At 31.6% G+C, this 23,873-nt stretch carries 26 protein-coding genes; 12 read left to right on the top strand and 14 right to left on the bottom strand.

Annotated elements, in window-relative coordinates; genetic code table 11:
- Window positions 1-154: 154 nt before the first annotated feature.
- Entirely contained in the window at window positions 155-358 is a 204-nt protein-coding gene (locus JJ844_05850; GenBank protein MBO6975195.1) for a hypothetical protein, read from the bottom strand.
- 95 nt (window positions 359-453) lie between these two features.
- On the opposite strand from JJ844_05850, the gene trmH reads away from it, so the two are divergent.
- Window positions 454-1,125: a tRNA (guanosine(18)-2'-O)-methyltransferase TrmH gene (gene trmH / locus JJ844_05845; GenBank protein MBO6975194.1), complete on the top strand. Its 672-nt coding sequence runs from the start codon at window positions 454-456 to the stop codon at window positions 1,123-1,125.
- 2 nt (window positions 1,126-1,127) lie between these two features.
- Here trmH and JJ844_05840 read toward each other — a convergent pair whose 3' ends face one another.
- The 3 genes from JJ844_05840 to JJ844_05830 all read right to left on the bottom strand — a co-directional run bounded on the left by JJ844_05840 (window position 1,128) and on the right by JJ844_05830 (window position 5,412).
- Window positions 1,128-1,883, bottom strand: a complete 756-nt coding sequence (locus tag JJ844_05840; protein MBO6975193.1) for an ABC transporter permease — start codon at window positions 1,881-1,883, stop codon at window positions 1,128-1,130.
- 168 nt (window positions 1,884-2,051) lie between these two features.
- Window positions 2,052-3,860 (bottom strand): elongation factor 4, encoded by a 1,809-nt coding sequence (lepA, locus tag JJ844_05835; GenBank protein ID MBO6975192.1) that lies wholly within the window; start codon window positions 3,858-3,860, stop codon window positions 2,052-2,054.
- A 55-nt stretch (window positions 3,861-3,915) separates the two neighbouring features.
- Entirely contained in the window at window positions 3,916-5,412 is a 1,497-nt protein-coding gene (locus JJ844_05830; GenBank protein MBO6975191.1) for a malate:quinone oxidoreductase, read from the bottom strand.
- A gap of 70 nt (window positions 5,413-5,482) precedes the next feature.
- Here JJ844_05830 and JJ844_05825 point away from each other — a divergent pair, with 70 nt between their 5' ends.
- A complete protein-coding gene (locus JJ844_05825; protein ID MBO6975190.1) occupies window positions 5,483-5,728 on the top strand; it encodes a NifU family protein in 246 nt (81 codons plus the stop codon).
- Window positions 5,729-5,749: 21 nt separating this feature from the next.
- Here JJ844_05825 and JJ844_05820 read toward each other — a convergent pair whose 3' ends face one another.
- The gene (locus tag JJ844_05820) at window positions 5,750-6,007 is read right to left on the bottom strand and encodes a hypothetical protein (GenBank protein MBO6975189.1); all 258 of its coding nucleotides are present in this window, start codon (window positions 6,005-6,007) and stop codon (window positions 5,750-5,752) included.
- Window positions 6,008-6,262: 255 nt separating this feature from the next.
- Here JJ844_05820 and JJ844_05815 point away from each other — a divergent pair, with 255 nt between their 5' ends.
- The 3 genes from JJ844_05815 (at window position 6,263) to JJ844_05805 (ending at window position 8,520) form a co-directional block, all read left to right on the top strand.
- Entirely contained in the window at window positions 6,263-6,436 is a 174-nt protein-coding gene (locus JJ844_05815) for a DUF4278 domain-containing protein (protein ID MBO6975188.1), read from the top strand.
- Window positions 6,437-6,513: 77 nt separating this feature from the next.
- Window positions 6,514-7,308, top strand: a complete 795-nt coding sequence (locus JJ844_05810; GenBank protein MBO6975187.1) for a methyltransferase domain-containing protein — start codon at window positions 6,514-6,516, stop codon at window positions 7,306-7,308.
- 36 nt (window positions 7,309-7,344) lie between these two features.
- Window positions 7,345-8,520: an aminotransferase class V-fold PLP-dependent enzyme gene (locus JJ844_05805; protein MBO6975186.1), complete on the top strand. Its 1,176-nt coding sequence runs from the start codon at window positions 7,345-7,347 to the stop codon at window positions 8,518-8,520.
- A 30-nt stretch (window positions 8,521-8,550) separates the two neighbouring features.
- On the opposite strand, the gene JJ844_05800 is transcribed toward JJ844_05805, so the two are convergent.
- From JJ844_05800 to yidD, 4 genes are all read right to left on the bottom strand, one after another.
- Window positions 8,551-9,255 (bottom strand): SDR family NAD(P)-dependent oxidoreductase, encoded by a 705-nt coding sequence (locus JJ844_05800; protein MBO6975185.1) that lies wholly within the window; start codon window positions 9,253-9,255, stop codon window positions 8,551-8,553.
- Window positions 9,256-9,335: 80 nt separating this feature from the next.
- Window positions 9,336-10,871: a UDP-N-acetylmuramoyl-L-alanyl-D-glutamate--2,6-diaminopimelate ligase gene (locus JJ844_05795; protein ID MBO6975184.1), complete on the bottom strand. Its 1,536-nt coding sequence runs from the start codon at window positions 10,869-10,871 to the stop codon at window positions 9,336-9,338.
- 9 nt (window positions 10,872-10,880) lie between these two features.
- Window positions 10,881-11,183, bottom strand: coding sequence for a glutaredoxin family protein (locus tag JJ844_05790; GenBank protein MBO6975183.1), 303 nt, complete (start codon window positions 11,181-11,183; stop codon window positions 10,881-10,883).
- 4 nt (window positions 11,184-11,187) lie between these two features.
- A complete protein-coding gene (gene yidD, locus JJ844_05785) occupies window positions 11,188-11,424 on the bottom strand; it encodes a membrane protein insertion efficiency factor YidD (GenBank protein MBO6975182.1) in 237 nt (78 codons plus the stop codon).
- A 95-nt stretch (window positions 11,425-11,519) separates the two neighbouring features.
- Between yidD and rpsD the strand changes: the two genes are divergently transcribed.
- The 4 genes from rpsD to cysK all read left to right on the top strand — a co-directional run bounded on the left by rpsD (window position 11,520) and on the right by cysK (window position 15,911).
- Window positions 11,520-12,128: a 30S ribosomal protein S4 gene (gene rpsD / locus JJ844_05780; protein ID MBO6975181.1), complete on the top strand. Its 609-nt coding sequence runs from the start codon at window positions 11,520-11,522 to the stop codon at window positions 12,126-12,128.
- 75 nt (window positions 12,129-12,203) lie between these two features.
- Window positions 12,204-13,367, top strand: coding sequence for a PLP-dependent transferase (locus JJ844_05775; protein MBO6975180.1), 1,164 nt, complete (start codon window positions 12,204-12,206; stop codon window positions 13,365-13,367).
- Window positions 13,368-13,370: 3 nt separating this feature from the next.
- Window positions 13,371-14,840: a PLP-dependent transferase gene (locus JJ844_05770; protein MBO6975179.1), complete on the top strand. Its 1,470-nt coding sequence runs from the start codon at window positions 13,371-13,373 to the stop codon at window positions 14,838-14,840.
- 84 nt (window positions 14,841-14,924) lie between these two features.
- A complete protein-coding gene (gene cysK, locus JJ844_05765) occupies window positions 14,925-15,911 on the top strand; it encodes a cysteine synthase A (protein MBO6975178.1) in 987 nt (328 codons plus the stop codon).
- Window positions 15,912-15,913: 2 nt separating this feature from the next.
- Here cysK and queA read toward each other — a convergent pair whose 3' ends face one another.
- The 5 genes from queA to lipB all read right to left on the bottom strand — a co-directional run bounded on the left by queA (window position 15,914) and on the right by lipB (window position 21,734).
- On the bottom strand, window positions 15,914-17,038 hold the full coding sequence (queA, locus tag JJ844_05760) for a tRNA preQ1(34) S-adenosylmethionine ribosyltransferase-isomerase QueA (protein MBO6975177.1): 1,125 nt from the start codon (window positions 17,036-17,038) through the stop codon (window positions 15,914-15,916).
- 6 nt (window positions 17,039-17,044) lie between these two features.
- Window positions 17,045-18,412, bottom strand: coding sequence for a 2-oxo acid dehydrogenase subunit E2 (locus JJ844_05755; protein MBO6975176.1), 1,368 nt, complete (start codon window positions 18,410-18,412; stop codon window positions 17,045-17,047).
- Between the two features lie 218 nt (window positions 18,413-18,630).
- The gene (locus JJ844_05750; protein MBO6975175.1) at window positions 18,631-19,074 is read right to left on the bottom strand and encodes a YlqD family protein; all 444 of its coding nucleotides are present in this window, start codon (window positions 19,072-19,074) and stop codon (window positions 18,631-18,633) included.
- 38 nt (window positions 19,075-19,112) lie between these two features.
- Window positions 19,113-21,056 (bottom strand): AMP-binding protein, encoded by a 1,944-nt coding sequence (locus JJ844_05745; protein ID MBO6975174.1) that lies wholly within the window; start codon window positions 21,054-21,056, stop codon window positions 19,113-19,115.
- Between the two features lie 27 nt (window positions 21,057-21,083).
- Window positions 21,084-21,734, bottom strand: a complete 651-nt coding sequence (gene lipB / locus JJ844_05740) for a lipoyl(octanoyl) transferase LipB (GenBank protein MBO6975173.1) — start codon at window positions 21,732-21,734, stop codon at window positions 21,084-21,086.
- Window positions 21,735-21,778: 44 nt separating this feature from the next.
- On the opposite strand from lipB, the gene raiA reads away from it, so the two are divergent.
- From raiA to recO, 3 genes are read left to right on the top strand one after another with little or no spacing between them, the layout of a single operon-like run.
- The gene (gene raiA, locus JJ844_05735; GenBank protein MBO6975172.1) at window positions 21,779-22,363 is read left to right on the top strand and encodes a ribosome-associated translation inhibitor RaiA; all 585 of its coding nucleotides are present in this window, start codon (window positions 21,779-21,781) and stop codon (window positions 22,361-22,363) included.
- A 7-nt stretch (window positions 22,364-22,370) separates the two neighbouring features.
- Entirely contained in the window at window positions 22,371-23,030 is a 660-nt protein-coding gene (locus JJ844_05730; GenBank protein MBO6975171.1) for a 2-deoxyribose-5-phosphate aldolase, read from the top strand.
- Window positions 23,031-23,816 carry a DNA repair protein RecO gene (recO, locus tag JJ844_05725; GenBank protein ID MBO6975170.1) on the top strand — a complete coding sequence of 262 codons (786 nt, stop codon included), beginning with the start codon at window positions 23,031-23,033 and terminating at the stop codon, window positions 23,814-23,816.
- The last annotated feature ends 57 nt before the right edge of the window (window positions 23,817-23,873 follow it).

The raw sequence follows: 23,873 nt of genomic DNA, 5'->3' as shown, positions 1-23,873 counted from the left end.
AAAAAACTTTTTTGTGGGATATAAAATTTTTTTTACTCTACAAGCTTTATAAAGCCTTAATAATTGCCGGTTCTATTTTAATAAAATTACATTATCTTATAAATTAATAAACCATTGATAAAGGGATACTTCAATGGTTTAAAACTTACTATGATCAGTCATCTAAAAGATGAACACCCTCTCCTACGTCAGGAGTAAATGTACAATATTTTTCAAAAACAAGTCCAACACCTCTCATTTTTTCTCCTAATTCATCGTTAAATTTATTCCATTCTTCCGATTCACGATCAGGTAAATCCCACCCTTGTTTTTCTACCATACTTGTTATTACTGTATAGTCCCATTCTATGTATGCCATTGATTTAATTCAAACTACCAAAATATTATAAACCAATAGATTTAATAGATAATCAAAATTTTGTGAATATAATTTAAAAGTGAGAAAAATTATAAATGTCAATTTTGCCAAGAAGATTTGAACGAATCAAAAGTGTTTTAGATTGCCGAATGAAAAACTTGACTGTTTTGGTTGAGGATGTAAACAAACCACACAATCTATCCGCGATATTAAGGACGTGTGATGCAGCAGGAGTTTTCGAAGCAAATTTTATTAGCAAAACGAATGCCGTTAAGACTTTCAATAGTACTGCTCAAGGCAGTCAAAAATGGGTAAAACTAAATAATCATGAAAACACTATCACAGCAATATCTGATCTAAAGAATAAGGGTTTTAAATTATATGGAACGACTCTAAATAGTGAATCAATAGATTATAGAAATTTTGATTATTCTCAAAATACATGTTTTGTTTTAGGAGCAGAAAAATGGGGACTAAGTAATGAACTTATATCAATGGTTGATCAATCAATTTTTATACCTATGAGAGGTATGGTTCAATCCCTGAATGTTTCAGTTGCTGCTTCCATATTATTATTTGAAGCTATTCGCCAAAGAAAAAATAAAGGTATATTGCCCGCTAATGGAGAAGGTTTAAATATAGATGAATATAAAAAAACACTTTTTGAATGGTGTTACCCAGAATTAGCTGCGGTTTATCAAAAATCAGCTAAAGAATATCCAAAGTTAAATGATCAAGGAGAACTTGATCCTATGACAGATAACTAAATTTATTCAGAATTTTGACTATCAAAAATTTCTTCAAGATCCTCTCCTATAAAAGAAAGACCTAAAACTAAAAAAAACATTGCCAAACCTGGGAATAAAGCCGTCCACCATATGCCTGTAGGTAAAGCAGCAAGAGCAAGATTTAAATCACTTCCCCACTCTGGGACATCTGCAGGAACACCAAGACCTAAAAATCCTAAACTTCCTAATACCAAAACAGCATCCGCAGCATTTAGGGTAAGCAAAATGGGTAAAGGTGTTATTACATTTGGGAGAATATATTTAAAAATAATTGTTTTAACATCAGCTCCTGAAACCTGAGCTGCCTCCACATAAGTTTCGGATTTAACCAATATTGTCTGATTTCTGATTAATCTAAAATATTGAGGAGAGTAAACAATACACAATGCCAAAGCTGCGTTAAGGATACCCTTACCCAATACAAAGGCAACAACAACTGAAAGTAAAATTACAGGTATTGAAAAAATAGTATCCATTATTAGTGATAAGCATTTATCAAAAAAACCACCCAAATATCCACTTAATAATCCCAATGGCAAGCCCAAACTTAATGAAAAAAGAATAGCTAAGAATACAACTTCTATAGCTAAGGATGATCCTTGTAAAGTTCTTAAACAAACATCTCTTCCTAGTCTATCTGTGCCGCAGAAATGATTAAGCGAAGGAGGGGCAAAGATATCATTGCTTAACGTTGAAAATGAATTACCAAAAAAATTATTGGCCTCTAAAAATTTCATTATTAAAACAACAAGAAGATAAAAAAGGACAATTAGAAATCCAGCTTTTCTTATATTTGCGCCGACACGATTAAATGAGTTAATATCCAAAATCTTTTTTACAGATATGACTGAAATATACCCAATTCTTTAAAAAATAAATAGCTATAAATTTTAAATTTTAAAAAATTACTGGTTTAATTTCAGGACTGCCATAAAAGCTTCTTGAGGGACTTCAACTTTACCCATTGCCTTCATCCTCTTTTTACCTTTGGCTTGCTTCTTTAAAAGTTTCTTTTTCCTAGAAATATCTCCTCCATAACATTTAGATAAAACATCTTTTCGCAATGCACTGATACTTTCACTTGCGATAATCCTGCTGCCGATTGATGCTTGAATAGGTATTTTAAATTGTTGTTTTGGAATTAGTTCTTTTAATTTCTCGACTAAACATCTACCAATTCCATAAGCCTTATCTTTATGAACAATAGAAGTTAATGGATCTGCTCTTTCTGAATTTATCAGAACATCTAATCTAACGAGATCATTCTTTTTATAGCCAATCAAATAATATTCCATAGATGCATAACCTTGGGTTCTACTTTTCATTTGATCAAAGAAATCTGTAACTACTTCTGCTAATGGAATTTCATAAATTAAAGTAACTCGATCTGTTGTTATGTATTTCATATCTAGAAATACTCCTCTTCTTTCCTGACATAAACCCATTAGTGTTCCATTAAATTCATTGGGAGCATAAATTTCCATTTTCACATAAGGCTCTTCTATTGATTCTCTAAGTTGTGGGTCAGGAATTGTAGAAGGATTATCAATAAAGATATGTTCCTGCTGATTTAAATTAACCTTATAGATAACTGATGGTGCCGTTACAATTAGATCCAAGTCATATTCTCTTTCTAATCTTTCTTGAACAATCTCCATATGAAGAAGTCCAAGGAATCCGCACCTAAATCCGAATCCCATTGCGCTACTGGTTTCGGGCTCATATTTTAAAGCTGCATCAGATAATTGTAATTTTTCAAGAGATACTCTTAGATCTGGGAATTGATCAGCATCAGTCGGGAATAAGCCACAAAAAACCATAGGATTTGCTGTCTTATAACCAGGCAAAGGATCATTTGCAGGTGAATTTAAAAGAGTAATCGTATCTCCCACTCTCGCATCAGCAACTGATTTTATAGAAGCAGCTAAATAACCAACTTCTCCTGCATGTAATTCATCAACTTGCTGCTGATCAGGTGCCATTATTCCTATCTCATCTAGTTCATAATTTTTTTTACTCGCCATCAATAATATCTTTTCTCTCTTATTAAGAAACCCAGATATCACCCTGAAATAAACAATAACCCCTCTGTAGGGATCATAATAAGAATCAAAAATGAGTGCCTTTGTAGGAAGTTCAATTTCATCTTGAGGAGGAGGTACTCTTCTTACGATTGCTTCTAAAATATCTTTAATGCCAACTCCAGTTTTTGCTGAACAATTTATTGCATTAGATGTATCAAGACCAATAATTTCCTCTATTTCTTGTTTTATTTTTTCAGCATCAGCACCTGGTAAATCAACTTTATTTAAAACAGGAATTATTTCAAGATTATTTTCTAAGGCAAGGTAAACATTAGCTAAGGTTTGAGCTTCTACTCCTTGACTTGCATCAACAACTAGTAAAGCGCCTTCACAAGCTTGAAGAGATCTACTAACCTCATAAGAGAAATCAACATGCCCTGGAGTATCTATTAAGTTCAAAACATATTCTTGAGAATCTTCAGCTTTATATTTCATCCTAGCGGCTTGTAACTTGATAGTAATTCCTCTCTCCCTTTCGAGATCCATACTGTCTAAAAATTGCTCTTGCATATCCCTTTGCTGCACAGTGCCAGTATCTTGGAGTAACCTATCTGCAAGGGTAGATTTACCATGATCAATATGAGCGATTATGCAGAAATTTCTAATTTTTGATACCGATATATCAGTCATATAGAAATAAAAATTCTCCTCTTATTACATCTTGATTAATACTAGCTAATTAGAATTATGGATGGAAACCAAAAATGGAATTATTTCTTTTTTTGATGTCTTTTATGAAGGTACTGTTATTTTCAGAGACTGATAGTTCTGGATAAACTAAGTCATTTATTTTTTTCTGAAGATTATGCTTATCGTTTAAAAATAAAACAGATTTTTCTAAAACCTCAACCATAATTGAAACCGCAGTACTTGCGCCCGGCGAAGCTCCTAGCAAAGCAGATAATGATCCATCAGATGAATTTACAATCTCCGTTCCAAATTTCAAAGAACCACCACCTTCAGTTTTCTTAATTATTTGGACTCGTTGACCAGCATTCTTTAAATACCAATCAGAAGGATTAGCTGATGGCATCATATTCTTTAAATTCTCAACTCTTGAGTTATGGTTCTTTAATGATTGTGATATTAGGTAATTAATTAAATCGTTATTCTTGAAACCAACGTCTAACATAGAAAAAATATTATTCTTCTTAATTGAACTAAATAAGTCAAAGTATGAACTTTGCTTTAGAAATTTTGTTGTAAATCCAGCAAAAGGTCCATATAAAAGAAATTTTTTATTATCAATCCATCTAGTATCTAAATGAGGCACAGACATTGGTGGCGATCCAAGATCAGCCTTACCATAAACTTTTGAGTTATGTTTTTCTGTTAGATCTTTTTTCTCGCAAATAAGCCATTTTCCACTAACAGGAAATCCACCATAAATCTTTGCTTCTGGAATTTTCGATTTTTGCAAATAATTAATTGTTTTTCCACCAGCACCAAGAAAAACATAGCCAGTTCTAATTGAAGTTTTTCTACCTTCTGAACTAATTTCTAGTTCCCATTTTTTTTTATCAATTTTCTTTAAATCTACTAATTCTGTTTTATATCTAATTTCAACATTTTTATTTTGAGAAACTAATGACAGATATTCTTTTGTGAGGGCCTCAAAATTAATATCTGTTCCTCTAGCTATTCTGGTAGCAGCAATTTTAGTAAATGGATTCCTATCTTTTGTTATTAGAGGAGCCCATGATGAAACTTCATCAAAAGATGTAGAAAATTCCATATCAATAAATTCAGGATTTTCGTTCATTTTCTGAAACCTTTTTTTTAAAAAGGAAATATTATCCTGACCAGACACAAAGCTAATATGAGGAATAAATTTTAAAAACTTTTTAATATCAATTTTCCCTGCTTCATATAATGAAGCCCATAAAGACATAGATCTTTCAAAAGAACGATTTATTGAGAGCGCTTTATCTATTTTTATATTTCCTTTTTCATCTAAAGGGGTATAGTTTAATTCGCAATTAGCCGCATGTCCTGTGCCTGCATTATTAAAAGCACCAGTGCTTTCACTTCCTGGAGCATTTAATTTTTCTATTATAAGGAACTTTATATCTGGTAAAGCTTCTGAGATTAGGAGAGCTAAAGTACTGCTCATTATCCCTGCTCCTACTAGGACTGCATCAAAGTAGCTATTGTCATTTGTGGGATTTTTAAATTCAGTCACAACAGAAAATTATCTTTTTTGCAATAAATCAAATTTCTTTCTAGGCTTATTATAAAGTTAATCCAAAATTATGAGTACTGAAACACTCTCGCTGACAAACGAAAATGTAGAAAAAGTTCTTGACGAGCTTAGACCTTTTTTAATATCTGATGGAGGTAATGTAGAGATTGCAGAAATAGATGGTCCAATAGTCAAAGTAAGACTTCAAGGGGCATGTGGTAGTTGCCCAAGTAGTACTATGACTTTAAAAATGGGTATTGAAAGAAAGTTAAAAGAAATGATTCCTGAAATAAGCGAGGTTGTTCAGGTTTTATAAAAATTTCTAACTAAAAAAATATTACTTAGTTTTTAATTCCTTCATCAAAGAAGATTCCATATCAAGGCAATCAATTGGAAGTCCTTGCCCAATAGCGATTAAAAGAGGTGCAAGAATCCCTAGAGTAAAAACAAAATTTGATTGGCTTACATCATATTTACTAAGAGTAAAAGTTATCAAATAAATAATTGAAAAATACGCATGTAAGGAAAAAAATTCTTTTGGCTTAAGGACTGGCCACCTTAAAGTATTACCCAAGAAATATAAAAAACCTGTCATAAATAAATAGTTACATGAAGATTAAACCAAATATAAACATAATCCTTTCTAGAGACTATTTATAAAAAAATTTACCTAAGATAATAATTAAAAAAATATTAAATCTTCGTTTCTATTTGTAAAAGCTAGACATCCCTAGGAAAATACGCTTATAATAATTTGGTAGCAATCGCTACTTTTTCGTTCACCCTCACTTGAGGGCGCAGTTCGAGTCATACCATGGAACGGGGGATGGCCGTGTTGTCACATCGAAACATGACTACTTTAACTTACAGAGGTAAAAACTACGTTCAAAACAAAGAAGCTGCTAAAAAGCAACTTGTTGAACTTACCTACAGAAGAAACGTATACACCAATAGAATGGATGACGCTTCTTCAAGTAATGAAAAAGCAGAATTAAATTACAGAGGTGTTAATTACACTAAATAATTTAATTAAACAAATTAAAAGCCCTTTTTTCAGGGGCTTTTTTTTTGGCTATATTTATCAAGAGTCCTTTAAAAAATATGTCTGAAAGTTGCTGTAATACAAACACATCGAATAAAGCACCTAATCAATTCGATCATAAAGATGCGATTCAAGAAAGATATGGCTCAGCCGCACAAGAAAAAGAAAGTTGTCTTTGTACACCAGTTGGGTTTAATCCCGTTTTACTTGAAGCAATTCCTCAAGAGGTTATAGAAAGAGACTATGGGTGTGGTGATCCAACAAAATATGTTCAAAAAAATGATATAGTCTTAGATCTTGGAAGTGGTAGCGGCAAAAATGCTTTTATTTGTGCCCAAATTGTGGGGAAAGAAGGGAAAGTTATTGGAGTTGATCAGAATCCTGACATGCTTTCTTTATCTAGATCAGCATCTAAAGAAGTTACAAAAAATATAGGTTTCAACAATACAGAATTTCTAAAAGGTTCAATTGAAAAACTTGATGAATTAGATAAAGATTTAAATCCATTAATCGCAGATAAATCAGTAGATATTATTTTAAGTAATTGCGTTTTAAACTTGGTAAGTCCAGAATCTAGAAATAAACTTCTAAATAACATAAAAAGAGTTTTAAACGATGATGGAAGAATTGCAATTAGCGATATCGTCTCTAACAAAAAAGTTCCTTTAAGATTGCAAAATGATCATGATCTATGGACAGGATGTATTAGTGGTGCATGGTATGAGCCAGAGTTTATAAGTGATTTTAAAGAACTAGGATTTAAAAATTTAAAATTTGCAGAAAGGAGTGCTGAACCTTGGAAAGTAATTGAGGATATTGAATTTAGGACAGTAACTTTAGTGGGCAATATTTAAAAAAATTCAAGAGTTGAAAATATAATATAAATTTCTATGAGAAATAATCTAAGAGATCAAATACCCGCTTTAAAAAATAAGTATTATTTCAACTATGGTGGTCAAGGACCATTACCAAAATCTTCTCTAGAAGCAATAGTTAAAACTTGGGAAATTATCCAAGATTTAGGACCATTTACCAATGATATGTGGCCTTTTATTTACAAAGAAATATTGACTACAAAAAGACTCATTGCGCAAAAATTAGGTGTCAATTCAAAGAATGTAGCTTTAACCGAAAATATCTCTTCCGGTATGATTTTGCCCTTTTGGGGAATAAAAGTAGAAGAGGGAGAAGAGTTGTTAATAAGTGACTGTGAACATCCTGGAATAGTGGCTGCAAGTCGAGAATTTTGCAGAAGAAATAAATTAATATTCAAAATCTTGCCAATCCAAAAAATTAAAAATCTAAACGACGAAACTATAATTTTAGAGATTTTGAAAAATCTAAATAGTAAGACCAAGATCCTTATTATTTCTCATATCTTATGGAACTTTGGATATAAAATTCCTTTAAAACAAATTTCTATCGAATTAAAAAATAATCGAGAAAACTCTTATCTACTGGTTGATGGTGCTCAAACCTTTGGACACATAAAAATTGAAGAAGAAGTTTTTTATTCTGATTTATATTCAATAACTTCTCATAAATGGGCATGCGGACCAGAAGGACTTGGAGCCATTTATGTCTCAGATAGATTTATTCATGAAACAGATCCAACAATAATTGGTTGGAAATCATTAAAAAAAGAGCAAGGCATTTATGAGCCTTCAGATAATCTTTTTCATGATGATGCAAGGAAGTTTGAAGTAGCTACCTCTTGTATTCCTTTACTTGCAGGGCTGCGTAATTCTTTAGATCTTTTGGATAAAGACTGCAATGAAAAAGAAAAGAGAAAAAATATAAAAAGATTAAGTGAGAAACTTTGGGATGAATTAAATCAATTAAACGGAGTTGAATTAGTTTTAGAAAAAAAATACTTAAATGGGATAGTTAGTTTTAATATCGAAAATATTGAAGATAAGGATAAATTTGTTAAGAAACTTGGAGAAAAGAAAATTTGGATTAGAGTTTTAGAAGATCCAAAATGGTTTAGAGCATGTGTACATCAAATGACTACAGAAGCTGAGATTGATGTACTTTCTAAAGAAATAAAAAAAATATTGAATTAAAAATCTATTGATATAAAGATAAAGTTTAATTTACCAAGGTATCTCCGAGCTGTCCCATGCAATAAATTTTCCAGTAGATTCTGGAGTTTGATTCTTAATAATATTGATCAAAAATTGGGATGATTTTTCTTTACTAAATAATTTATGTTCTGGAACAAATTTATGAAAAGGTCTAGATAAATCAGTATCTACTGTTCCTGGATGAAGAAGTGTAATAGTAGCCTTTGGGAAACGTCTAGCCCACTCAATACTTAAAGATTTAAAAAATTGATTTTGGGCAGATTTTGCAGCTCTATATGAATACCATCCTCCAGTTTGATTATCTCCAATACTTCCCACTCTTGCACTTATACTTGCAAAATTAAAATCAAAATCTTTTGGTATAAATTCTTCAATAGTTTTAGCTAATAAAATAGGAGAAAAAGCATTTATTGAAAAACTTTCCATCATATTTTTTTTATCAAGATGTTGTAATCTTTTTTCTGGTTGAAGAGAATCACTATGAAGTCTCCCTGTAGCGTTAATAACTAGTCTTAATTTTGAAGGATGATTTGATATTTTATTTTTCAATTGCAAAAGAGATTGAGAATCCTCTATGTCTAATTCCCAAAAAGAATTAAATTCACTTTTTCTTCCACACAATACAACATCTAAATCTTTTTCACTTTCATTCAGATCTTTAGCTAGTTGTGTTCCAATCCCTCCTGCGCCTACAACTAAGGCTAAGCCTTTCATTTTTTTAAAAATAACTATCTTGATTCTAAGAAACTTTTCTTGTGATTTGCGTAAAGATCTTTCTGATTTGATTAGGAAATTTATTGTAATTTACTTTTTTCTTTTAATAATTTATAAGCTATTTTTCTATCATCAAAATTAATAACTTTATCATTGAGAATTTGGTAGTCTTCATGTCCTTTTCCTGCAATTAAAACTATATCTTCTTTATTGGCAAATTTAATAGATTCATTTATTGCTTTAAATCTATCAATCTCAATTGTTATTTTTTCTCTTTTTTTTATACCCATCAAAATATCATTTACTATCTTTTGGGGTTCTTCTGATCTTGGATTATCTGAAGTTATAAAAAGTTGATCAGAAAACTCTTCAGCTATTGATCCCATTAAAGGCCTTTTACTACGGTCTCGATCTCCGCCACAGCCAAAAACAGTTATGAGTTTCCCTTCACAAAGTTTTTTAATTGATTGCAAAACTTTTTTTAATCCATCAGGAGTGTGGGCATAATCAACAATTACTGTTGGAAGTGATCTTAAAACGACATCATTATCAATTTGTATTTTCTCCATTCTCCCAGGAGCGCCAGGGAAAGATTGTATTAACTTTGATAGATCTTTTAAAGAAAAATTAAGTTTATACAAAATTGTTATTGCTTGAATAGCATTCATTAAATTAAATTCACCGATAAGTGGAACAAAAAGTTGAATTTTTTCACTAGGTGTATGAAATATACAGGTGGAACCACTTTCAGTAAATTTTTTATCTGTTACGAAAAAAAAATCATCTTTTTCAAATTCACTTTCAGTAATTTTTGTAGAGACTAATAAAGATCTTTTTTCAAGATCAGATGACAATTTAGATATCCAATGGTCATCATGATTTAATACACAAATTCCATCTTTTTCTTTTAAGTAAGGTGGGAAAAATAATTTTCTTTTTGTATGAAAATATGATTCCATATCTGAGTGATAATCAAGATGATCTTGAGTTAAATTAGTAAAAATAGCCGCCTCAAATTCGCATCCTGATATCCTGTTTTGAGCAATAGAATGAGAACTTACCTCTAATATCGCGAATTCAGATTCTGCCTCAACAGCAGCATTTAATTTCTTTTGAAGTTTATCGGCGAAATCAGTTGTATGAGTAGCCACCTCTGAGAAGCCAGGCCATCTATTGAGCAAGGTCCCAAATAATGCAGTCTTTTTTCCTAATTTTTTTAAAAGATATTCCAATAAAAAAGTAATTGTCGTTTTTCCATTAGTACCCGTAACACCAATAAGTTTAAGTTTTCTTGAAGGCCTATTCCAAAACTCAGCGACTATTTGACCAAAAATATAATCTAAATTATCCTCTATAACCAAAATCCTTTCTCGATCAATAGATCCAATTTTCTCTTTTGCAGCAGACCCAATAATGGCAGCCTCAGCGCCATTTTCAATTGCCTCAATACAATATTTTCCTCCATCAACATTTAAACCAGGCATACCTAAAAATAAAGTTCCTTTTTGTACTTCTTTAGAGTTAAAAGAAATATTATTGATTTCATGATCGATTAAATCTAATGAAGGAATAATTCCTACCAAATCTAAAAGTTTATGTAATTTTATAGATCTCATATAAAAAAATTATTTCTCCAGAATGGTACTAATATTTTTTTGAAACCAATTCTTTAATTGATCATCTTTTAATCTTGGAGAAATGCGAGGCAATTCTATAATCTCCTCGGATCTAATTCCTTCAACAGCAATAACAGGTACTTCAAAATCATATTTTTTATATTTATCTTTATATAAATCGATCCTATCAATATCAATTTCTTTAAGCTCCTCTAGATTAGGGAATAACTCATTAAGATTTATTTTTGCCAGTTTGTTTTTTAATGAATCACAAAGGCAACATCCCTGCCTAACAAAAATAAATATTTTCATTCATTTAGTCAGGCACAGGATCACATCCACAGGGAGTTAAAGGATGGCATTTGCTCAATCTTCTTAAAGTTAACCACCCTCCCTTCCAAGGACCATGTCTAGTAATTGCCTCATATCCATAAGAGCTGCAACTTGGAATAAATCTGCATCTTGGTCCGAAAAAAGGTGAAAACCACTTTTGATAAAAAGAAATCATAAAAAGAAGTATAGAAGTAATTGATCTATTAATAGTTTTGAACACTTTGATGATGTAAAATAGTATTTCCAGTAGTAATTAGTTTAATTGAATTTAATCAATTATCCAATTTATTGCAAATTTCTATTTAATTTAAAATTATGTCAAGATACCGCGGCCCCAGATTAAGGGTTACGCGTCGCTTGGGAGAACTACCAGGTCTCACCAGGAAAGCTTCAAAGAAGTCTAATCCTCCAGGTCAGCACGGCCAAGCCCGTCGCAAGCGATCAGAATATGCAATTCGTCTAGAAGAAAAGCAGAAACTTAGATTTAATTATGGAGTTTCTGAAAAACAACTAGTACGTTATGTAAAAAAAGCTAGAGCTCAAGAAGGATCTACGGGAACTAACCTTCTAAGACTTTTAGAAAACAGACTTGATAATGTTTGTTTTAGATTAGGTTTTGGAGGTACAATCCCAGGCTCAAGACAATTAGTAAATCATGGCCATATAACCGTTAATGGAAAGGTTCTTGATATTGCGGGTTATCAATGCAAATCAGGCGATGTAATCGGAATTAAAGAAAACAAAGCAAGCAAAAAACTTGTAGAAGGTAATATAGAATTCCCTGGTTTAGCAAATGTCCCACCTCATCTTGATTTAGACAAACCTAAATTAACGGGAAAAATAAATGGGAAATGCGATAGAGAGTGGGTTGCTCTTGAAATAAACGAACTACTAGTTGTTGAATATTATTCAAGAAAAGTTTAATACTACTTTTCTTTGGATTATTAAATCTATCTTTTAAAAAAGAGAGATTTAATTTAATTCTTATTTTTAAAAATAATGGGAAATAAGGAAAATAATATCAAAAAGCCAGGTTTTAAGACCCTATCTATTCACCATGGGGAAACATTTGCAGAAGACACTGGATGCGTTATGCCTCCTATTTTTTCTACATCTACTTTCAAGCATGGAAATAAAGATAATTTCGACTACACCAGATCAGGCAATCCAAACTTTAGAATTCTAGAAAACATACTTAAATCAATAGAAGACTCTAAATACTGTACAGTTTTTGGATCTGGAATTAGCGCGGTAACTGCAATTTCTTCAACACTAAAATCAGGTGACAAGATACTCTGCGAGTCAAATCTCTATGGTTGTACGGTGAGGATGTTCGAAAAAGTTTTCAAGAAATTTGGACTAGAAGTTTTATACACAGATTTTACAAACGAAAATAATATCAAAAAGATTTCAAACTTCGAGCCAACCTTGATATGGCTAGAAAGTCCAACTAATCCACTTTTGAAGGTACTTGATATTAAGGCGATTTGTGATGAAGCGAATAAACTCGAAATACCAGTAGTTGTAGACAACACATTTTCTACAGCGCTTATTCAAAAACCATTGGACCTTGGTGCAACACTATCGGTTATAAGCACCACAAAATTCATTAATGGACATAGTGACGCACTTGGCGGAGCAGTACTGACAAATAATGAGGAATGGAATAGTAAGATGCTTTTCTCTCAAAAAGCTCTCGGGCTTCAACCATCTCCTTTTGATAGTTGGCTCATTACGAGAGGAGTAAAAACTCTTCCTTTAAGAATCGAACAACAAACTAAAAGTGCAGAATTTATTTCTGAAGAATTAGGTAATCATAAAATTATTAGTAAAATAATTTACCCTTTTAATCAAGAACATCCGCAATTTAATTTAGCAAAATCGCAAATGAAATCTGGAGGTTCAATGATTACCCTAAAATTAAATTTAAATAAAGAGGATACTTTTAAATTTTGCAAATCTCTCAAATATTTCTCTCTAGCAGAAAGCCTTGGAGGAGTTGAAAGTTTAATTTGTCACCCTGCAACGATGACTCATGCTTCTGTTGATGACAAAACAAAAACTCTACTAGGGATAGATGATGCTCTTGTAAGATTATCAATTGGATGTGAAGATACAAACGATTTAATCTCGGACATTTTATTTGCTTTAAATAAATTCTGAAAATTGAGAGATTTACTTAAAAAACCTATATGGAAAAATTTAGAGTTGGGATATGCAATTCCTGATAGTATTCATGCCGTTTCTGTAGCATTACCAACTTGGAATGATGTAATAAATTACGAGGAAAAAGATCAAGAATGCATGAATTTATTGAAGTCCATTTACCCACGATTCGGGCTAAACCCCATAGTGAAAAGATTATGCGAAAAAGTAAAAGAGCAAAATTACTACAACAATAAAAGTATCTGGCCGTATCCTAATGAAAGCATAGCTTTTAAAGCTAAAAAATACATTGATAGAAATACTTCTGAACAATTCTCGTTTATAGAAAAAAGAAATAATTTAGCTTTCTTAATAACTGAAAAAGAAGGAAGTATTTATGCAAAATATTTTTGGCAACATACTGGTCTTGGTCTATCTTCAAGAGCTGCCGCTATAGAACTAGGTCTTGAAGATTGCCCTCCAAAATCTTACGTAAATGAATGTTCTCAAACAATAAAAAATAGAATTTCTAAATCTACAAAAATTGACTCTAATGATATTCACTTAACTTCATCTGGAATGTCTGCATTGCATACATCATTAGAAATTATATATAAATTATTTCCAGCTAAACCAACACTCCAAGTTGGTTTTCCATATGTAGATGTACTTAAATTACCAATGAAAATCTTTCACGGAGCAAAGTTAATTACAGAAGAAAATTGCGCGGATATTGAATTAGAAATCAAAAGAATAAATCCATCAGCATTAATTATTGAACTTCCAAGTAATCCAATGCTCAAATGTGTAAACATTAAAAAAATTTCAAAAATTGCAAAAAAGCTAAATATTCCGTTAATTGTTGACGATACAATTGGTTCGAATTTAAATATAAATTCCATAGAACATGCAGATATAGTTTTTACTTCACTTACAAAAATTTTTTCAGGTAGTGGTGATATTCTTGCGGGATCATTAATACTAAATCCAAAAAGCAAATGGATTGATCACTTTAGAAATGCATTAAACGAGATTAATATTCCAATACTTTCCGATGGAGATATAGTTTATCTAGAGAAAGTTAGTAGAGATGTAAATCAAAGAGTTTTTGAACAAAATAAAGCATGTTTAGAATTAAAAAAAAGATTAGAGACTCATAGCGAGATTAAAAATATTTTCCATCCTGAAAATTGTCCAAATTTTAATTCTTTACTTACTTCTAATGGGGGATACGGCTGCTTATTATCGTTTGAATTAAATGGAGGATTGAACAAAGCTAAAAAATTTTATGATTCTCTAAAAGTGTCTAAAGGACCTAGTTTAGGTACAAAATTTACTCTAGTTTGTCCTTACGTTTTACTAGCTCATTATGACGAGTTGGATTGGGCTGAAAGTTTTGGTATACCCTCGCACCTTATTAGAGTATCAGTTGGATTAGAAGACCAAGATCAATTATGGAAAACCTTTTCTGAAGCACTAAATAATTTCTAAATTCCTAGTATTTACCGTATAGAAACTTATATACTTTTTTTCTGAATAATAGTTAGTATTAATATATATTTTCTCAATATATAAATGGCAAAAATTTATGAAGACAACAGTTTTGCTATTGGAAACACTCCATTAGTAAAATTAAAATCAGTTACTAAAAACGCGAAAGCTACAGTACTTGCAAAAATTGAAGGTAGAAACCCCGCTTACAGTGTCAAATGTAGGATCGGCGCAAACATGATATGGGATGCAGAGAAAAGTGGGAAACTCACAAAAGACAAAACTATTGTTGAGCCAACTTCTGGAAATACAGGAATTGCTCTAGCTTTTACTGCTTCAGCAAGAGGTTATAAACTGATCCTTACAATGCCAGAATCCATGTCAATTGAAAGAAGAAGGGTTATGGCGGTGTTGGGCGCTGAAATTGTTTTAACAGAGGCATCTAAAGGTATGCCTGGAGCAATAGCTAAGGCTAAAGAAATTGCAGAAAGTAATCCTTCTCAATATTTCATGCCAGGTCAATTTGATAATCCAGCAAACCCTGAAATTCATTTCAAAACTACTGGACCAGAAATCTGGGATGATTGCGATGGTGAAATTGATGTCCTAGTTGCAGGGGTTGGAACTGGCGGCACAATTACAGGAGTTTCAAGATACATTAAGCAAGAGAAGGGCAAAAATATTACTTCTGTAGCTGTAGAACCATCACACAGTCCTGTTATTACACAGACAATGAATGGAGAAGAGGTTAAATCCGGACCACATAAAATCCAAGGAATTGGAGCAGGATTTATTCCTAAGAACCTTGACTTATCAATTGTTGATAAGGTTGAACAAGTAACAAATGACGAATCAATTGAGATGGCTCTTAGGTTAGCTAAAGAGGAAGGTCTATTAGTAGGAATATCTTGTGGGGCTGCCGCTGCCGCTGCTGTTAGATTAGCTGAACAAGATGAATATGCTGGGAAGACAATTGTAGTTGTTCTACCTGATTTAGCAGAGAGGTATTTATCATCAATTATGTTTACTGAAGTTCCAAGCGGAATCATTCAAGAACCAGTCAAAGCCTAAATCTATTTTTTCTCCAGTAGTGAATCTGGTGAAATATACATCGCATCGCCATAAGAGAAGAATCTAAATTTTTCTTTTATGGCTTTTTTATATAGATCTAATAATCTTTCTCTACCAATCATTGCACTTACTAAAAGTAATAATGAACTTTTAGGGAGATGAAAATTAGTTAATAATCCATCAACTACCTTAAATTTATAACCTGGCTTAATTACTAAATCTACGTATTTAGCTATGGGAATAAAGTCATTAATTTCGTGAGAATAACAACTTTCAAGAGCTCTTACGCTAGTTGTGCCAATAGCAATTATTTTTCTATCTGTTTTCTTTATTCTTTTTATTTCTTCCACTACTTCCTTATTAACACTTACCCATTCTTTGTGAAGTTTTAAGTTACTTAAATCTTCTTGATCAATTGGTTTGAATGTTCCATAACCCACGTGCAAAGTTATCGGTAAGATTATTACGCCTTTTTTTTTTAGATTGGAAATAAGACTTTTGCTTAAGTGTAAACCAGCTGTTGGTGCAGCAACTGCCCCCGGATTTGTTGCATACTCAGTTTGATAACTTTTCTCATGAAAAAATTCTTCTTCGGAATTTTTTATATAAGGAGGAAGAGGGATTTCCCCGTATTTATCAAGAAGTTCATTCATTGAATTGAGACAAGTTATATTTTCCGGAAATTTAATAAATCTCCCTCCAGTTTCTTCATCAACTCCATCAACAATCAAATTAATATCTTGTGCTAATGGAGATTTTAATTTTAATTTTCTATTTATTTTTAACTTTTTTGCTGGCTTTGCCAAACATAACCAAACACATTCATGGGATCTTTCTAAAACTAATAATTCTACTAATGTCTTACTTTCTAATTCAACCTTTAACCTAGCTTTCATAACTTTAGTATTATTTACAATGACAAGATCCCCTTCTCTAAATTCATCTAAAAGATTCTTGGTAAATTTATTAGTTAAACAGTCTTCTTCTAAAAAACTATTTCTAACTATCATCAATCTTGATTCATGCCTAATTGCAGAGGGTTTACTAGCAATTAATGAAGGATCAAGTAAATAATCATAAGCTTCAAGCTTATAATCTCTTTCTTCATTATTAATTTGAGAAATCAATTAAATTTAGGAGACAAGAGTCTCTGGCTCATCTTCAATTAGGGAAGCCAAGTCTTTTAAGAATGAAGCTCCATCAGCTCCGTAGATCACTCTATGATCAGCTGTTAGATTTACTTGCATTATTTTTTTAACAGATATTGAACCATCACTATTAGCAACAACGGTTGGTTTCGATGATGCTATGGCTAAAATAGCACCTGTACCTGGAGGAAGAATTGCGTCAAATCTATCAACTCCAAACATCCCAAGGTTAGATAAAGTGAAGGTTCCCGTTGAGTATTCATCAGGTTCTAATTGTTTTGATCTTGATCTTTTTACGAGATCTTTCCATTCCCTAGACAATTCAAATAAATCAGTATTGCATGGTTCTTTTAAAACTGGAGTTATTAGTCCACCATCTTCCATCGCAACAGCAACAGCAATATTTATATTTTCTGGATAAGAAATTCCATTCTCTGAAAAACTTGAGTTAACTTGAGGATGTTTCTTTAGTGTCTTTGCAACTGCCTTTACTAGTAAAGCAGTCATAGTAACTCCGTTCTGTTTTACTTTTTTGTAGAAATTATCTAATTTATCTGTGTTAATGGAATAACCCACCCTAAAACATGGCACATCTAAACTAGATTCCATATTTTTATTTACCGCTTTTTGAAGAGTATTAAATTGAACTGTTTCTCCGGGATTACCAAAACTATTTCCTGAAGTTTCTGGTTTACTTTCAACTCCCAAATTTGCAACAGGTATACTTGCTGGAGAACTACCTTCACCTATCCATGGTATAGAGACTGGTTGGCCATTAGCTTTTAAAATATCATCGGCTTGAATCCTTCCGTGAGGTCCGGATCCATGAACCTTTGCTAAATCAACACCCATTTGAGAGGCAAGTTTTTTAGCTCTTGGAGATGCAATCACCCTCGAAGAAACATTACTCGTAGCAGCATTTATTTGATCACTATTAAAAGATGAGGCTGCCTTTTCACTCATTAATACGACTTCTTTTTCTTGTTTTTCAACAATTTCACTTTGAACTACAGGTTTTTCTTCAGTTTTATTGCTTACCAATTCAAGTTGATCCGAACTAGAAACTTCGGGTTGATTTCCTTTATTTTGTTCTTGAACAGAAGCTATCTCATCCTCATTTTCTACAATAAGACCGATAGTCTCTCCTACTGGTGCAGTGCTGCCAGCAGGCATTAAAACAGCCGCAAGATATCCATCTTGAAAAGATTCAACATCCATATCTGCCTTGTCAGATTCAACAACCAAGACAGATTCACCTCTTTCAACTTTATCTCCTGGATTTTTCAACCATTCCACAATCTTGCCCTCCGTCATAGTAGAACTCAAGGCAGGCATGAATATTTCGTGAGACATAAGAAAATTGTTATTGCATAAGTTTCAAGGGATTTCTACCAAACTTCCTAAAGTTTTTATGGTTAAGAACCCTTTAAACTCTTGTTTTAATTATACGAAATCATGTTCACAGTGGGAACTCTTAAAACTTAAGAAAGTAATAATTTAGATCGATTAGAATTTAAAAATTTTCGAAATTAAGATTTACTTATATTTATCAAAAATACTAAATCTTCTCTTTAATTATTATCTATAGATTGAATAACTCCATCTTTAACCGTAATCGATACTTGCATTTTTTCAATAAGATTGTCTCCCACATTGACATCACAGAAACTATCCACTTGCCCTTGATCAACAATTTCGTCCATTTTTAATTCGCGAACTTGACTCTGTTGTTGAAGAAGATTTCTTTTTTGTTCTTCAATTTCATTTCGTTTTGCTGCGACTTGTTGTTGCACCTGACTAACCTGTTCTTGAACCCTTGGATCTAAGGGATTAACCGATTGGGATCTAATATTATTTACTATTTGCTGCCCCTCTTGCTCCAGTTGCGATAATTGCTGATCAATGTTTGAAATTGCTTTACTTAATTCTTTTTCAGCATCTTCCTTCCAAGTTGGTGTAACTACAGCTTTAATAGCTATTGAGCGCTTTATAGATATTGAGTTTTTTGTTTCCATAAAAAATTAAATTACCTTTTCAATATAGATAGAACAAATCAAATTTTCTTACTAAATTTGTTTTCATACATATTTTCTATTTGTAATGAATACTTTTTTTCTATTTCTTTTCTTTTTTGTTTAAAAGTTTGTGTTAATAACCCATTTTCTAGAGTAAAGGCATCAACAAAATAACAATCTAATATTTGTTCTTCTGATCTTGCTCCTAATCGACTTTTAAGAAAATTATTAATTTGTGATTTGAAAAATGTACCAATTTTCTTATTCAGGTTTAATTTTGAAAGGTCTTCTTCCAAAAACTTGCTTTTAACCAATTCGACATTTGGAACCACAAGGGCTGTTAAACATTTCTTATCTTGTCCTACTAATTGAATCTGATTAATAAATTCAGAACTAAGAATTTCAGTCTCTAGCGGATTCGGTTCTATATTTTCACCACTTGATAGCACTATTGTATCCTTGGCTCTTCCTGTTATAAAGAGAGAACCATTTGGTATTAGAAAACCTAAATCACCAGTATCAAACCAACCATCCTTGGATAAAACATCATTTGTAGCTATTTCATTATTAAGATAACCTTTCATTACTTGCGGCCCCCTAACAAGAATTTTCCCGACTTCTCTGAACTTCAGAATCTTTTTTTTATCATCATTCACTATTTTGATTTCAGTAAATGATAGAGGCTGCCCAGATGATCCTCTAACATTTAATTCTCTTCTCCTACAAGTTAATACTGGACTAGTTTCTGTGAGTCCATATCCCACCAAAACATCTACACCTAAAGATTCAAAAAAAAGATCTACATGTTCTGGCAATGCACCTCCACCATTAATGGGAAATTTCAGTTTTTCTCCGCATAGTTGTCTAAGAATATTCGGCCATAAAAAAATAGTAGACAATGTATGTAAAGGATATCGGCTAATAACAGAACCCAGTAAGGGGATTTTTGATTTAAAAGTTATTTGATTTATGTCTATATTTCTTATCTTTCTAAGACTTCTTTTGAAAACCGAACTATTACTTATCAAATACTTAATAAGTTTTTGCTTTTTGGAAGGCATTTTTTTCAACGCCTGAAAAAAACCATCATGTATTGCCTCCCATAGTCTTGGTACAGTAGCCATGACAACAGGTTTTATTTTTGTAATATCATCTTTCAGAAATTTTGGAATTGTATAGTATTGAGAACAACCACATGAAAAAAAGAAGTATTCAGCACTCCTCTCATAAGAATGCCAGATAGGCAACACGCTTAATACAGAGGTCCCAGTTTCTGGATCAGCGATATAGGCTAAATTGACTATTTGGTGTAAGAAATTTGCATGGGTTAAGGGGACACCTTTAGGTTTTCCTGTTGTCCCAGAAGTGTAAAGAATAGTAGCAACATCATCAATTTTTGGATTAGATTTTTCAAGATTATTATTTTTTGAATTTTCTTTTTCTGCTGCAGTTATAAATTGATTCCAACTTATTAAATTTTCAAATTGTTCATCTTCTAGATTGATTATAAATTTCAGTCTTTTTTTTAATTCTTCTTTATTGTTTAACTTTAGCCAGATCTCCTTAGATTGAACTATTAGACCTACTGAATTAGAGTGCTCAATAATATATTCTAATTCTACTGAAGGAGAATTAACACCTCGCACTGCATTTATAGCTCCTAAACGCATTAAGCCTTGATCAACTACTAGCCATCTTGGAGAATTTTCGGATATCACAGTAACTACTTCTCCTTTTTCTAAGCCATAATTTTTAAAAGAAAAGGAGACTTTTGTTATTAAATCAGCCAGCTCAGAATAAGAAAATTTTTCTTTGTATTTACCTCTTAAATCGCAAACGGCTAAAGTATCACCACATTTAAATTTTAATTTTTCCCAAATTTGATCAATATGATACAGTTTCTTAATAAAATCTCTTTTTTTTGCGAATTTATCTTTTTTAGAAAAAGTTTTGGCTGAAGGCCAATACGCTAAATCACCCATATTAAATTGATTTTAAAATTTTAATTTCTATTTTGATACAAAATCAAAATTAAATTCTTCCTGAATGATTTTTTTAACAATTCTCTTGACTTCTTGAATATTTAGATTTTTGTTGTAATCAATCATATTTGCCATAAGACAATTTTCTATTCCGCAAGGAACAATCTTATTAAAGTTTTCTAATTCGCAGTCAATATTGATTGAAAATCCATTAATCGTAATCCATCTTTTACACCCAATTCCAATTGATGCGATTTTCTTATTTCCTATCCAAACACCAGTAAACCCTTTTCTAGAGTGACAATCTATATTAAAAGCTCCAAGGATTTTGATAATAATTTCTTCAATTTTTCTTAAGTACCAATTTAAATCTTTATTAAAATTTTTCAAATCTAAAACCAAATACGTTACTAATTGTCCTGGCATATGACAAGTTACCTCACCACCTCTATCAATCTTAAAAACATCATATTTAGCATCATTTAGAGAAAATAGTAAATTATCGTAATTAGATCCTCTCCCTAATGTATAACAGAGTTGATGCTCCCCTATCCAAATAAAATCAGGGTTAGAATTATCTAAAATCAATGCCTCCTGATATTCTTTTTGTAATTTATAAACATCATTAAAAGAAGAAATATTATCAGGTTGTTTAATTATTGCTGTTCTATTATCCATATTTAAGTAGATTTAGAAAGTAAGTAAATATTTTTAGATTTGTTATGAAAATTTTAATCCATGGAAAGAATCTTGAGCTCACTGGAGCATTAAAAGAATATACTGAGGCAAAGATAGAAAAAGCAACACATCACTATAAGGATATCGTTAAAGAAGCTGACATACACCTTTCAATTGAAAAGAATCCAAGAGTCTCGTTCCAAACTGCAGAAGTTACTATTTTTGCAAATGGTACCGTAATTAGAGCTGAAGAAAAAACTGAAAATCTATACTCAAGCATTGATTTAGTTTCAAATAAACTTTGTAGAAAATTACGCAAATACAAAGAAAGAAACAATAAAACAATTCATAATAAACAATTTAAAAATAAAGATTCTTTACCAATTGAAAGTATGGAATCAAATTTTTTAGATAAAGATTTTTTTAAAGAAGGAACTGAAGCAAGTCTGCCTGAGCCATCTATAAAAAATAAATACTTTGAAATGACTCCAATTTCATCAGACGAAGCAAGAAAACAATTAGATCTAATTGATCATGATTTTTATGTTTTTCGAAACAAGAAAAATAATGAACTTCAAGTTATATATAAAAGGAATCATGGAGGTTATGGACTGATTCAATCTAAATAAGTTTTAAATGCCCAATATTGAATATGAATTAAACGAGAAAATTCATGCGATTATTATTAACCCTTATTTATCATGGGAAGATTTCTGTGTGAATTGCGATTTAATAAGAAAATACAATATCAAAAATATTTCTACTTCACTAAATTATTTAACTGATCTTAAAAACTGCTTGGGTCATTACAGTGCGGATATAAACGCACTTATTTCTTACCCTTTAGCAGATGTACCAGTTTCATTTATTGAAGAATTAGTTTGTTTTGCAAAAGATAACGGTGCAAAAGGAATTGAATATATCCCAAACTTTATTAATTTATCCAAAAGAAATTTAGAAACTTTTGCCGCTGAAATTGAACAAGTTAAATTATCTGGATTACCAGTTTCAATAATCATAAATAAATCAAAACTACAAGAAGAAGTTTTTATTAATGCGATAGAAATATGTTTGGAATTAGGAATAAAAAATTTTCAATTCGGGGACGGGTTTGGATCTCCTCCTACATCTAATGATGTCCACGAAATACTAAAAATAACAGGCTATCAAAATCACATCAAAGTTGTAGGTGGCATAAAAAAACTGACGCAAGTTATTAATTTGTTTGATAATGGAATTACTTGCATTGGAACTTCTAATTTTTGTGAAATTTTTGAAGAAGTTAACTTAATTTAAATGTCAGGTTCTGGTGAGTGCAGACTAAAAGGTCTCTGTATTAAGGCTTCTCCATTAGGCGAGAATGATAGATTAATTACTGTTCTTACAGATGAGAGAGGGATTGTTCGATTAGCGGTACCTGGTGCTAGGCGTCCAAAAAGTAGTCTTGCTGCAGCAACTCCATTAACATATTTAAGTCTGCAGATTTTTGGAAAAAGAAATCTTAAATCTGTACGTCAAATTAAAATATTAAAAAGCTATTCTGGTCTAGGAAAAAATATTGAATGTCTTGCAGCCGCGCAAGCAATAACTGAATTAACATTTTTATTAGTAGGTAATAATGACAAGCAACAAGACTATTTATCTTGCGTTCTTGCACATCTTGATAGGATTTATTTATTTAAAGAGTCTCAAGAAGAAGATATTAAAATGCTCTCAATGAGTATTCAATCTTTAATCCATCTATTAGCCATCGGGGGTATTAATTTACCAATTCATCATTGTTGTAAAACTGGAGAACCTATTATTCCACCTATAGGAAATTGGGAATGGAGTTGTTATTTTTTACCAATGGAAGGGTTTTCATCCATAGAAGATCCTCAAAGTAATCTAAAAATAAATGCATCTGAAGTTGCTCTATTACAGAGACTTCTTTTCCCAGAATTACCAATAAAATCTAATGGAGAGTTGTTGGGTCCCAAAAAAGTCTGGCTTAAAACATTATTCATTATTGAGACATGGATCTCTACTCAATTAGAGAAGGAGCTATCTTCACTAAAAATGTTGAGGGAAATATATAGTTAGCATTTTCATGAAGCATTAAAAAATTAAAAAAATATGATCATGGCGTCTTTGCCTGTT

Origin of the sequence: Prochlorococcus marinus CUG1435 (genome assembly GCA_017644375.1) — a bacterium.
GTDB classification, from domain to species: domain Bacteria; phylum Cyanobacteriota; class Cyanobacteriia; order PCC-6307; family Cyanobiaceae; genus Prochlorococcus_A; species Prochlorococcus_A marinus_AH.
This window is presented reverse-complemented; position numbering and strand designations above follow the sequence as displayed.